The organism is Liquorilactobacillus aquaticus DSM 21051 (assembly GCF_001436755.1).
Taxonomy (GTDB): domain Bacteria; phylum Bacillota; class Bacilli; order Lactobacillales; family Lactobacillaceae; genus Liquorilactobacillus; species Liquorilactobacillus aquaticus.
In genome coordinates, this window is the sequence record NZ_AYZD01000004.1 from 42,378 (window position 1) to 54,555 (window position 12,178).

The window sequence follows — 12,178 nt, forward strand, 5'->3', positions numbered from 1 at the left end:
AAGGTTCAGGTGAGCTAACATGTTTTTTGCTGAAAATGAAACTTAAAATTAAACGCTACTTCGCATGTTCTTTTAGGAAAAGCAATGCTTTCTGATAATTAGGTTCATCAGACTGCTCAACTATTAATTCACGGTAAACAATTCTGCTTTCTTTATCTAAGACCCAAATACTGCGCGCATCGGTCTTAGTTTCTTCAATATATATACCTAACTCTCGACCTAGCTGACCATTAAAATCAGATAATAGCTTCATCCTTTCAACACCTTCAGCCGCACACCAATTCTTTTGTTCTTCAACAGAGTTAGTGGAAATAGTGAAAAAATCTATATACTCAAAACTATCCGCTTCTTGGTTGAATTTTTTCGTTGATAAGCTGCAAACTCGCGTATTGATGTCAGGCACAACACTGATCAATATATATTTTCCCTTTAATGTTGAAACATCTATATATTCGTGCTCTTCAAGCTCTAAAGTAACACTCGGAAAAGCTTTTCCTACATTATATGGATTGCCATTTGTTTTTCCCCGTTCACCATGTCGTCTAATTTCCACTTTACTCATCCTTTCCAATATGTAAAAAATTCTCATGCTTTTTTACTAAAAGCATGAGAATTATACAATAAATCGCGAATAAAGCAAAAAATGCCGCTCAACATTATTAAATATTCTATCAAAACTTAAAATTCTGGCAGTTATATGATCTCATTTCATTTCCAAGTAGACAAACATCTGATATCATGTTTGTCTACTTGGAAATTAACATGCGTAGAACTCAATTTGTCGCTATTTTCTAACTCTGTTCTACAGAAAACGATTAACAGTATATACCACTAAGAATCATTTTATATAGTGCTTGGATTGCTGCCTTGAAATTGAGCCCCTTTGAAACAAGATAATTATTTTGCAGAAATTTTCGTGTTGTCTGTTGTATCATCAATAGCAAGACGGCTTTTTCTGTAGCCGTCAATATCCGGACATGTGGATCAACAATAAAAAGATCGTACAGTTTTTTCCCAAACTCATCAATGCGGTTATTTAATTTTGACCACTGTTGAGGATACCTTTTTTCTAAAGTCTTTGCATGCTTAATTATCTTATCTACATGCTCTGTCCCATGGAACTCAATAAGATACCTCTGCAGCATTTCATCTGAAGAAAACCTCTCTTTTTGAGCTGTACCGTTATCATCAAGACATATGTCTTTAAAAACAAAATCAATTGCTTTGTCAATGATCATTTCCTTACTGCCAAACATTTTATAAATAGTTCTTTTGCTAACCTTAAGCTCCGATGCAAGCTCCTCAGTTGTAAAAGCAGGCCCTTTTTCCTCCAAAAGATGAAGGATGGCTAAATATATCTCATCATTAATGCTCATTTTGTCCCCCCTTCTTACGCTAATTAGCTTATTTCAAAGAATACCATATTTCATGTGTTCCCTTCTATAAAAAAGAAGTGAGGTTAAAATGTCCATCTCCATTACTTTTGCTGGAAAATTTTATATTATTCATTTTTGCAAAGAACTTTTTTAGAAAATGCGTCTATTATGCTGTATAATCTTTTCTGAAAGCAAGCACAATTAATTTAAAAAAAATACTTAAAATAGGGGCTGAAAGCGTGGTACATAGAAAAGAAATTATTCACACCGATATCACAAATTTTAGAGATATTGGCGGTTATCAAACAAGTGATGGGCATTTAAAAGCAGGTGTTTTTTTTCGCAGTGGAGAACTATACAACTTAAAACCCCAAAATATTAATTTTCTTAGTAATACTGTCCGTTTGAAAAAAATTTATGATTTTCGCAGACCAGAAGAGATCAGCAATCGTCCCGACACGAGTATTGAAAATATTTTGTACGAAAACATTAACTTAATGTCTTCTCCTGGACAAGCCAATCCTAGTTTAAAAAACATGGTCATTGCATCCAACATTGAAGAACATATGCTTTCTGTCTACTCCGAACTTGTGCTTAGTCCCTCTTCGCAGAAAGGATATCATCAATTTTTAATTGAGATTTTAAACAACGCTGATCCTATCGTTTTTCATTGTTTTGCTGGCAAAGACCGAACCGGATTTGCAGCTGCTCTCCTTTTAAAAATTGCAGGTGTCTCAGAAACTGATATTTTTGAAGATTATCTCCTGACGAACGAAGCGCGTAAAAAAGAAAACGCGGAAATTCTAGCACGTTTTCAGAAAACTCTGTCACCAGAAAAACTGGCTGCGTTAGATGTCTCGCTCAACGTTAAAGCTGCCTATCTTGCGCATGCCTTCGATCTGGTGAAACAGCGTTATGGGGCATTCAATAACTATTTAGAAAAAGGGCTTCAGCTACCCGCCAATTACATTTCCAAATTCCACGAAATGTACATTAGATAACAATTTTTAATCTTAACAAGCACACCTAGTTTCCTTGATCAACGAGGCGGGGGTGTTTTTTTTGCAGTTCTGATTTGTTTTTAAAAATAAATTTCCTTTACGCTTTTATTTTTTGCTCCGTTATTAAAGTTGTAAGAAGTCGCGACACTTACAAAAATTATGGAGCATGTTGGAAGGGGTCATTCAAATGAGCACAACGTGGATCAAAAACAGTTTAAATACTATATCTGTTTCAACTGATGGTGAAAAACGTAAACGCAGCTTCAACAATATTAAGTCTGCTGTTACCGATCAAGAAATCGTTGAATTCGGCAAAATATTATCTTTATTGACGGGAACATCAACGGATGAACTTAAATTAACGACTATTAATAATATTGGTGCCTAAATTATAGCCTTTAAGGAGGTTTTAAAATGAAACAACTAGACTTAGTTTTTACTGGTCAAACCGGTCAAATAAAACACCATTTGCGTTTAAATTATATTAATAACAATTTGAACAAAGAAACCGTCGAAAAAGCAATGCAGGATATCTCTGAACTTGGAATATTTATTGATAAAAAAGGCGAAGGTCTTTACGCACATCCACTCTCCGCACAATACGTCGATAAACAAGAAACACCGATTATTGCAGAAGAAGGATAGCTTTTCTTCAAATTATTTGCTTGATATGGTTGCTTTAAAGAACGTTAATATGGAAAATAAAATTGCATAAAACAGGGTTGGACCAAACTATACGTCTTTGGTCCAACCCTGTTTTACCTTACATTATACGAATAAAATACTTCGACAATTAAAACTTTAGCAGTAAAACTCCTATTTTTACACCATAGTTAAAAATGATGCGATATGCTTATCTCTCAAGCTCAGAAACTTTGAAACTCCATTCTCTCTATCAATTTTTTAAAAGGCTAATCTTCAATAACCTTGAAACGCTGATCGTCAGCAACATACTGTTTGTCCCCAGGTAGAGCTTCAATCGATCCGAATGGCATTTCTGCACGTAAAACCCAATTTTCGGGAACATTAAATGTTTCTTTGATCTGACTATCAATCAAGGGATTGTAATGTTGCAGGCTTGCACCGATCTTGTTTTCAGCCAAAGCTGCCCAAATACTGAGCTGTGCACCACCTAAACCTTGTTCCGACCAATCTTGGAAATTGTCAGCGTATAAACTAAATTGTTCTTTGTTCTGATCAACGATTGCCTGATCAGTAAAAAGAAGGATTGTTCCAAAACCAGCTTTAAAACTATCAACCTTCTCCTTCGTCTTAACATAAGCTTCTTCCGTTGGGACCTCTGACTTCAATCTCTCAGCAACGATCTCCCAAACTTTCTCGGATGCTGTACCAAATAAAACAATAGCTTTGACAGTCTGATTGTTAAAAGCTGTTGGTGATTCTCTTACAGCTTTTTTGATTAGTCCTGTAATTTCTTTTTTAGGTTCTTCTATATTCCGTCCCAAAGCATATATTGAGCGCCTATTTTTCAACAATTCTAAATATTTATCATTCATATTTATTTCCCCTTTAAAAAAACTATATTTTAATTGTTACACTTTTGTTAACATGTTTTATTATATTTAATTACTTAAAGATTGTCAACTTTAAATTTATTTTAATAAAAAAACCTTTTACAAAACTATTCAACAAAAGCTGCCATAGTTTTATAAAAAGTTTATTCAACTTATATATTTACTCGAATTTATAGTATAATTCCAACACCATAGTGAATGATCATCGTTAAAATGCCTACCAAGAGATTACGGACAATAGCTACCTTAGTTAATCCATTTCCCAATTTTGCGCTAAAATATCCTGTCAGAGATACTGATAAACAGACTGCCAAAATTGTTGCCGGCCATTGATATGCAATCGGGCTAAGCGTCATTGCGATTAAAGGAAAAGCACCGCCAAGAGCTGCTGAAAAAAGAGAAGAAACCGCTGCTTTCCATGGATTCATATAATGTCCAAGTTTAAGTCCATGTTTAACATCTATCACTGTTTGGAGCGGTTTTTTTGACATCAGATCCTCTGCAATTTGTCTTGCAGTTTCACTCGTGACTCCCTTAGCTATATAATATTCCTGTACACTTTTTATCTCTGCAGCATAATCGTATTCTAACAGGCCGCGCTCCTCTCTGACCGCAGCGCGTTCAGTTTCCTTTTGTGCACTTACCGAAGCATATTCACCAGAGGCCATTGAAAAGGCACACGCCATTAAATCAGCTAAGCCGGCGACAAAAATTGTAAACTGATTTGGAGTCGCCACCGCAACACTGAACAATACCCCAACAACTGTTAAGATTCCATCATTTGACCCTAACACACCTGCACGCAACGTGTTTAACTTCTCGTCCATTGTTTCGCTTTCATCAGTATCTTTTTTCTTCAATAAAATATCCATTGTTTGGTGTCACTTACCCTTCCACTATATTAACTTCCTATCAGGCTTCCAATCACATATGTAACAACCATTGTTAAAATTCCAGAAACAACATTGCGTAAGACGCCTTGCTTTCTATTGGCATTTCCCAGCACTGCTGCGCCGTAACCTGTAAATGAAAGTGCTATAATTACTGCCACAAATGTCGCTATGATACGAATTGCGTTTGGAAACAGTGATATTGCAACTAAGGGAAGAACAGAGCCCAAAGGAAAAGCTACCATTGAGGACATTGCAGCCGCATACGGACTCGTAAATTCACTAACCTCAAAACCATATCGTTCACGGACAGTCGTTACTAGTGCGTCTTTACTCATCATTTCTTTAGTAGCTTTCTCTGCGAGCTGCTCATCAATCCCCTGTTTCAGATAATTATGCTTCACAAATTCAAATTCTTTTTGATAATTATGCTCCAAAGCTCGTTTTTGACGTATAACTGCCCTTTTTTGAGCATCCTTTTGAGTATTGACGGAGACATACTCTCCCATTGCCATCGAAACCGTTCCAGCCAGCATTCCAGCGATTCCCGATATGAAAATAGCATAACTATTAGTCGTGGCTCCGGCCACCCCAATTACAATACCAGCGACCGAAAGAATACCATCATTAGCCCCCATCACAGCAGCGCGCATTACATTAACACGTTGCGCTAAACTTTTCTCTTTCAAACCAGTCTCTCCTTAACTTCATTCTTTTAATTTAGAATTTTTATAATATAGTAATCATTATATTCTGCTATGTATAAAAAGTAAACCAATGCTTACTATAATTTAATCAGTTGTTAACGGAGAAACATCTGTGCCATTCTTATAATGAACACACAAAAAATTCTTGACACATTGACTAGCGGGTTATATAACTTAGCATGTGTCGTTTTGTATACACTTGTTATCCTATTAATTTCTAAGAGGTGAACATCATCAAGAACTCTATTCAAATGCGCATGTTTGGTCTTGTTAGCGGCTTGCTTCTAAACGCTTTCGGTAATGGTCTATGTATCTCTGGGAACGCTGGTAGCGGACTCTGGACAGCTTCTGCAGTTAACTTGAGCAAACTGACCAACACAAGTGTCGGCGTCATCCTTTTTGCACTTGGAACAATAAATGTTTTAACTAACCAATTTTTGATACGCCATTGGGATGTTCAACGTTTTATAGGGGAATTCTGTTTCATTTTTTTCTTCAGTTATTTCGTAAATACCTTTGCACATTTTTTTAATTATCTTGGTGTACCAAATCTTCCCTTTTTAGCACGTTGTCTTATCTCTTGTTCAGGTGTCATTTTCTTTTGTACAGCAATTTCGCTCTACCAGCGTGCTAACATCATCATGCATCCCAACGATGATACCACCAACTTACTACGTTTCTTGTACTTGAAGGGAAATTCGACAGCTGCACAGCTGCTTGATTTTGTCATTCCGATAATTATAATCATTTTTTGTGCTATTCTCTCGCATAGACTGCTTGCTGTTAACATCGCGACTTTGTTTTCTTTCCTATTTAATGGTCTAATTATTGCAGAAGCTGATCGCTTAGTTTTCCCGCAATTAAAACATAATTTCAAGAACGATGAAAAGTATTGAGTATATTCGTTCTTTCCTTTTTAAATTTCGCATACCAAAACGCGTATTGTTTGTATGTCTAAAGCAGACCATCTATAATCAAGGTGTAAATGTAAATGGTTACTGAAAGGAAAGGTGATTTTTTTTATGTTAGAAACGCATCCATATCCAAAAACAATAAAACAGCTTAATCAACTCTTAGCTGACTTGACACAACTTCAAACCAATATTCAGCAGACTCATTGGTATATGCGCGGTTCAGAATTTTTCCGCCTACATCCTCTAATGGATGAATACAAAGATCAGTTGGCTGAACAGTTGGACGAGTTAGCTGAACGTTTGATTGCTTTGGGCGGTTCGCCAATTGCAACAACTCATGAATTTATGGATAATACTGGTCTCCCTGATGACGAAATTAGCTTTGGACAGTTTGACTTACCCGAATTGATGCAGCGATTACTGAAACAGTTCAAATATCTTCGTGATCAGTACCAGAAGGGCATTGAGATTACAGACAATGAAAAAGATTTTCCGACACAAGATATTTTGAATGGATATAAAGCTGAAGCTGATAAAAACATTTGGATGATCAGTGCTTTTCTAGACAAAGGACCATTGAATAAGTAAAATCTCGTTAACTTATTGATAAAAAATAGTTTAAGGTAATAAAAATGACTTTGCATTAAGATGCACATTCAAAACTAAACCTAAGGGACCTATGGCAAAAGTAATATCTTGTCATAGGTCCCTTAGGTTTAGTCTTACTATCTACTATCCAGTATGCAGATCAATCACCGTTAAATACAAAAAAATTTTAATTTTTGTTAAAATGCCTTAGGTATTGGAGTGTTTCCACTGCCAATCGTATAGCTTTTTCTAATGGTTGATTGATTACCAACGACTGTTGCGATTGTTTCTGCAACATCTTCACGCGGAATACTTATTCTTTCTTCCCTTTCAGGGTTTACAGTTATTGTACCAGTTCCCGAACTATTTTTTAGCATCCCCGGCCGCAAAATAGTGTAGTCAAGCTTGGTTTGCTGTAATTCTTTGTCCGCATAATGCTTGGCAATTAGGTAAGGTTTTAGTCCACTCTCATCCCAAAGATCCGGTTTATTGCTTCCAACTGAACTGACCATCACATAACGTTTGATTCTCGCTTTTTGAGCCGCTTCCATTGATTTGACTGCCCCATCTAGATCAATTATCAATGTCTGATCATCTCCTGTTTTTCCACCAGAACCTGCTGAAAAAACAATTGCATCTGCCCCCGTTTGTCTAAAACACTTTGCCATTTCTTCTACTGAGTCATTCAGATCAAAATGTACTGGGTGTACGAGTTCATCAGTTGGAAAAACTTTTGCCTGTTCAGTATTTCTAATACCTGCAAATACTTCAAAACCCTTCTTTACCAGCTTATGGACCAATATTTGCCCAATCTGTCCATGCGCGCCAATAATAAAAACAGAATTCATAAAAAAGCCTCCCTTTTATCCAAATAACAGCTATCCTTTATACATTATAACCAATATCCTTGAAATATAGTAAATTTTACACCATATAAGAGTTTGATTTATTTCCTGATTCAGATAAAAAACACGTTCCAAAGCATTCTCTGAATTGAGAATGCCTCGAAATGTGCCCCATCGATCAATATTTTTTTTAAAATTAAAAATAACAATTTTTGAACTACACTTCATTTAACTCAGTTCGAATTACTCTTGGCTCACCATTACTCTTAGTCCGCCAATATGAAGCCAACACCGAACCGGAAATATTATGCCAAATGCTGAAAATTGTTGATGGAATTGCTGCCGCTGGAACAAAATATTTGATAGCCAAAGTCGCGCCTAAACTTGAATCCTGCATTCCGACTTCAAATGTTATCGCCTTTCTTTGTGGGTCACGCAAACGAATTAATTTCGAGAAAAGGAAACCTAATGCGTATCCAGAAAGATTGTGTAGTATTACTACTGGAATGACGAGAGCTGTTGCTGCTGTAAATAAGTTAGCATGATTAGCAGCAATTACCGCGCCAACTATCATTAAAATAGCCACCTGAGAAACTACAGGCAATACATGCGTAATCTTTTCGATCTTTTTGCCGAAAATCGTGTGCAAGATCACCCCTAAAATGATTGGGAACAAAACGATTTTCACTGTACTTAAGAATAAGGATGTTGTAGGAATATCAATATATTTACCAGCAAAGGTCAGTAAAAGTCCAGGCAATGCGATTGGAGCCAGCAATGTAGAAAGTGTTTCAATCGAAACATCTAAGGCAACATCACCCCCAGCTAAATATGCCATTACACTGGAGGAAGTGCCACTTGGGCATGATCCAACTAAGATTACACCGGCCGCAGTTGCGCCTTTCAACTGAAAGATAAGACAAAGAAGCCAAGCGAGCGTTGGCATTATAACATAATGTGCAACAGTTCCAGCAATTACTGGTAATGGACGTTTAGCAATTCTTTCGAAATCTTCAATCCTTAATGTCAAGCCCATTCCAAACAAGATAATCCCCAATAAATATGAGATATTTGGAACAAGCCATAAACTTGTCTTTGGTAAAATATAATTAAAAGCAGCCCAAAGTATAACTAAGAGCGTGAACCAGCGCCCGATTACCTTCCCCAATTTCTCTACTTTGCTCATTTTTTTGTTCCTTTCTTTAACTAAACAATCATTTCTCTTTCATTGACAATCAACTATTCTATTTGTGGCATTGACAGTTTTTACCACAATTGGATTTGTGCTCACTTACACTTTTCTTTTCTTCATTTGGTTCGGCTGCGCCAAAAAGTTCGTCTGCACCGCGCATGATTCCGCCTGTATTAGCAGAAGTTACCAAGTATTGATAACGCGCAAGATAACCCATGCGAACCTTTGGCTGGAAAGGCTGCAGCTCTCTTCTCCTACCTTGAAGCTCTTGCTCACCTACTGCAACGTCCAAGGTTCTTTTTTCAAGATCGATTGTAATCTGATCGCCATCTTTAATCAGAGCGATCTCTCCCCCAGAAGCCGCTTCAGGGGAAACGTGCCCGACACATATGCCATGCGTTGCACCCGAAAAACGTCCATCAGTTATCAACGCAACTGTTCTTCCTAAACCACGGCCGATAATATCAGAAGTCGGGTTCAGCATTTCCGGCATACCCGGTCCGCCCTTAGGCCCTTCATAACGGATAACGACTACATCTCCAGCCTTAACAGTTCCATTATCAATTCCTTCTACCGCATCATCATGTGAATCAAAGCAAATTGCTTTTCCAACGAATTTTTTAATATCCGGATCAACTCCAGCAACTTTGATGACAGAACCATCTTTAGCAATATTTCCGTAGAGAATAGACAATCCGCCCTGTTCAGAATAAGGATTATCAAGCGTTCTAATAACTTCAGGATTTAAGGTGTGTGCTCCCGCAACATTTTCACGAATCGTTTTTCCTGTAATCGTTGGACGATCTGGATGAAGAATACCGCCTTTTTCAATCAATTCATTCATAATTGCTGGAATTCCTCCCGCGTTGTGTACATCTTCCATCGTCCATGAAGATGATGGAACAATTTTAGCCAAATGCGGTGTTTTTTTAGCGATTTCATTAATTTCCCGCTCGCTATAGTCAATTCCTGCTTCGTGTGCGATTGCCAAACCATGTAAAACGGTATTCGTTGATCCACCCATTGCCATATCAAGTGCAAAGCTGTCGTCGAATGCTTCTTTAGTCATGATATCTCGAGGTTTGACGTTGTGCTCAACGTTATACATCACCTGACGTGCAGCTTGACGAACCAGTTCACGTCTTTCTTTTGAAACAGCTAAAGTTGTTCCGTTATATGGAAGTGCCATTCCCATAGCTTCCATCAACGAATTCATTGAATTTGCAGTATACATTCCTGCACAGGATCCACATCCTGGACAAGCGTTGCGTTCCAATTCGAGAAAATCTTCTTGGCTCATCTTGCCATCTTTAAAAGCCCCAACTGCTTCAAAAACAGTTGACAACGTTGCTGCTTTACCGTTAGGATCAAGTCCAGCTTTCATTGGTCCTCCTGAAACAAAGGCTGCTGGAACATTCGTACGTGCTGCAGCCATTAACATACCAGGCGTGATTTTGTCACAGTTAGGCATGAACAAAACCCCATCAAACCAATGTGCGTTAATAACTGTTTCTGCTGAATCAGCAATGATCTCACGGCTCGGCAGTGAATAACGCATTCCAATGTGGCCCATCGCAATTCCGTCATCGACACCAATCGTATTGAATTCAAAAGGTACACCCCCAGCCTTGCGAATCTCATCTTTAGCTATCTCTGCTAATTCACGCAAATGAACATGCCCAGGAACAATTTCAATATACGAATTAGCGATTGCAATAAAAGGTTTCTTCATATCAGCTGGATCCTTTACTTGCCCTGTCGCATATAACAAACTTCTTCCTGGTGCACGATCTGTACCTTCTGTAATAGTGTCACTTCTTTTCTTTAGTTCATCTCCACTGATTGAAAAATTTAAAGTATTACCCATTTTTATAGCTCCCCATTTCTCTCTAATCTATTTAAAATTTTTTATTAGCCATTTTTAGCTGCTATTGCTTCAATTTCTATCTTCGCACCAGCAGGCAATGCTTGTACCCCTATCGCCGAACGTGCCGGTAACAATGGAGCATTTTCAAAAAAAGACGCATAGATCTTGTTAACTTTATTGAAATCAGCAATATTTGTCATAAAAATCGTAACTTTGACGATGTCATCAACATTTAAATTGTCAGCTGCGATGATTGCTTTTATATTTTGCAATGCTTGTCTTGCCTGTTGTTCAACCCCTGGTCCTGCAAGCATCCCTTTCTGAGGATCAATTCCTATCTGCCCTGAACAATAAAGTAATTTACCTACCTCTATCCCCTGGGAATATGGTCCCAGCGCTTGCGGTGCTCTATCAGTCGTAATCATTTTTTTCATCCTACGCAACCTCCTTTTTGATGTTTTAAGATTTTTTATTACTGTGGATAAACAAGAATCCTTTTTTTGTCGTCCTTGATTATTTCAATAGGTTTTCCATAAAAATTGGCCAATGTTTCTTTGTTTAAGAGCTCCTCTCGCTTGCCCTTTCTATCAATTTTTCCGTCTTTCAAAAACATTACATTATCAAAACATGGCAATAATTCCTCAGTGTAGTGAGAAACCATCAATAGAGAGGGACTATTGGATTCTTGCGCAATCTTTTTAATTTTTTCAAGTAACCGTTCGCGCGCAAAAAGATCTAGTCCATTACAAGGCTCGTCCAAAATCAGTAGTTCTGGTTTAGCCATCAAGGCACGTGCTATTAAAACAAGCTGGCGTTCTCCCTGAGATAATACACGATAAGATTTGCCAATCAATTCAGCTCCACCCAATTTAGTTATTCTTTCCTTGGCTTCTTGCATTTCTTGTTTGGTATAACGCTCATATAATCCAATGCTGGCAAACTTACCGGATAAGACGATTTCTTCAACCAAGTCACCCGCATGCAGCCAATCTTGAAGTGCTGTGCTTACCCAGCCAATCCTTTTCTTTAAATCAGGAATATTCGTGTGCCCGAACACACCACCAAGTACTTCCAGCTTGCCCTGCGAAGGCCAAACATCACCATGGATCATTTTCAGCATTGTTGTTTTCCCAGCGCCGTTTAATCCTAAAATTGCCCAATTTTCTTTTTCTTTGATCGTCCAACTGATATTCTTTAAAATTTGCCGATCGCCTTTTATCAGAGAAACATTTTGAAAAGACAAAATCTTACCCATTCATTTAA

The 12,178-nt window shown here is 37.5% G+C and carries 15 protein-coding genes; 5 read left to right on the top strand and 10 right to left on the bottom strand.

Annotated features, from left to right (window positions below; translation table 11 throughout):
* Positions 1-55: 55 nt before the first annotated feature.
* Both FC19_RS01265 and FC19_RS01270 read right to left on the bottom strand, forming a co-directional pair.
* Positions 56-553: a thiol peroxidase gene (locus FC19_RS01265; protein ID WP_057875186.1), complete on the bottom strand. Its 498-nt coding sequence runs from the start codon at positions 551-553 to the stop codon at positions 56-58.
* 262 nt (positions 554-815) lie between these two features.
* Positions 816-1,376, bottom strand: coding sequence for a TetR/AcrR family transcriptional regulator (locus tag FC19_RS01270; protein WP_057875187.1), 561 nt, complete (start codon positions 1,374-1,376; stop codon positions 816-818).
* A gap of 239 nt (positions 1,377-1,615) precedes the next feature.
* Here FC19_RS01270 and FC19_RS01275 point away from each other — a divergent pair, with 239 nt between their 5' ends.
* The 3 genes from FC19_RS01275 (at position 1,616) to FC19_RS01285 (ending at position 3,022) form a co-directional block, all read left to right on the top strand.
* Positions 1,616-2,377, top strand: coding sequence for a tyrosine-protein phosphatase (locus FC19_RS01275; protein ID WP_235809295.1), 762 nt, complete (start codon positions 1,616-1,618; stop codon positions 2,375-2,377).
* Between the two features lie 187 nt (positions 2,378-2,564).
* The gene (locus FC19_RS01280) at positions 2,565-2,765 is read left to right on the top strand and encodes a DUF1659 domain-containing protein (RefSeq protein WP_057875189.1); all 201 of its coding nucleotides are present in this window, start codon (positions 2,565-2,567) and stop codon (positions 2,763-2,765) included.
* A 26-nt stretch (positions 2,766-2,791) separates the two neighbouring features.
* Positions 2,792-3,022 carry a DUF2922 domain-containing protein gene (locus FC19_RS01285; protein WP_057875190.1) on the top strand — a complete coding sequence of 77 codons (231 nt, stop codon included), beginning with the start codon at positions 2,792-2,794 and terminating at the stop codon, positions 3,020-3,022.
* A 266-nt stretch (positions 3,023-3,288) separates the two neighbouring features.
* On the opposite strand, the gene FC19_RS01290 is transcribed toward FC19_RS01285, so the two are convergent.
* The 3 genes from FC19_RS01290 to FC19_RS01300 all read right to left on the bottom strand — a co-directional run bounded on the left by FC19_RS01290 (position 3,289) and on the right by FC19_RS01300 (position 5,455).
* On the bottom strand, positions 3,289-3,894 hold the full coding sequence (locus FC19_RS01290) for a nitroreductase family protein (protein ID WP_057875191.1): 606 nt from the start codon (positions 3,892-3,894) through the stop codon (positions 3,289-3,291).
* Between the two features lie 188 nt (positions 3,895-4,082).
* Positions 4,083-4,784: a VIT1/CCC1 transporter family protein gene (locus FC19_RS01295; RefSeq protein WP_057875192.1), complete on the bottom strand. Its 702-nt coding sequence runs from the start codon at positions 4,782-4,784 to the stop codon at positions 4,083-4,085.
* 29 nt (positions 4,785-4,813) lie between these two features.
* Positions 4,814-5,455, bottom strand: coding sequence for a VIT1/CCC1 transporter family protein (locus tag FC19_RS01300; protein WP_057875227.1), 642 nt, complete (start codon positions 5,453-5,455; stop codon positions 4,814-4,816).
* A gap of 311 nt (positions 5,456-5,766) precedes the next feature.
* Between FC19_RS01300 and FC19_RS01305 the strand changes: the two genes are divergently transcribed.
* Positions 5,767-6,405, top strand: a complete 639-nt coding sequence (locus FC19_RS01305; protein WP_057875193.1) for a DUF6198 family protein — start codon at positions 5,767-5,769, stop codon at positions 6,403-6,405.
* Between the two features lie 126 nt (positions 6,406-6,531).
* The gene (locus FC19_RS01310) at positions 6,532-7,011 is read left to right on the top strand and encodes a Dps family protein (RefSeq protein WP_057875194.1); all 480 of its coding nucleotides are present in this window, start codon (positions 6,532-6,534) and stop codon (positions 7,009-7,011) included.
* Between the two features lie 197 nt (positions 7,012-7,208).
* Here the strand turns inward: FC19_RS01310 and FC19_RS01315 are convergent, their stop codons facing one another.
* The 5 genes from FC19_RS01315 to FC19_RS01335 all read right to left on the bottom strand — a co-directional run bounded on the left by FC19_RS01315 (position 7,209) and on the right by FC19_RS01335 (position 12,170).
* A complete protein-coding gene (locus FC19_RS01315; RefSeq protein WP_057875195.1) occupies positions 7,209-7,859 on the bottom strand; it encodes an SDR family oxidoreductase in 651 nt (216 codons plus the stop codon).
* Positions 7,860-8,073: 214 nt separating this feature from the next.
* Positions 8,074-9,042, bottom strand: coding sequence for a bile acid:sodium symporter family protein (locus FC19_RS01320; protein ID WP_057875196.1), 969 nt, complete (start codon positions 9,040-9,042; stop codon positions 8,074-8,076).
* Positions 9,043-9,100: 58 nt separating this feature from the next.
* Positions 9,101-10,915, bottom strand: a complete 1,815-nt coding sequence (gene ilvD / locus FC19_RS01325) for a dihydroxy-acid dehydratase (protein ID WP_057875197.1) — start codon at positions 10,913-10,915, stop codon at positions 9,101-9,103.
* A gap of 44 nt (positions 10,916-10,959) precedes the next feature.
* Positions 10,960-11,349 carry a Rid family detoxifying hydrolase gene (locus FC19_RS01330; RefSeq protein ID WP_057875198.1) on the bottom strand — a complete coding sequence of 130 codons (390 nt, stop codon included), beginning with the start codon at positions 11,347-11,349 and terminating at the stop codon, positions 10,960-10,962.
* Between the two features lie 38 nt (positions 11,350-11,387).
* The gene (locus FC19_RS01335; RefSeq protein WP_057875199.1) at positions 11,388-12,170 is read right to left on the bottom strand and encodes an ABC transporter ATP-binding protein; all 783 of its coding nucleotides are present in this window, start codon (positions 12,168-12,170) and stop codon (positions 11,388-11,390) included.
* Between the last annotated feature and the right edge of the window lie 8 nt (positions 12,171-12,178).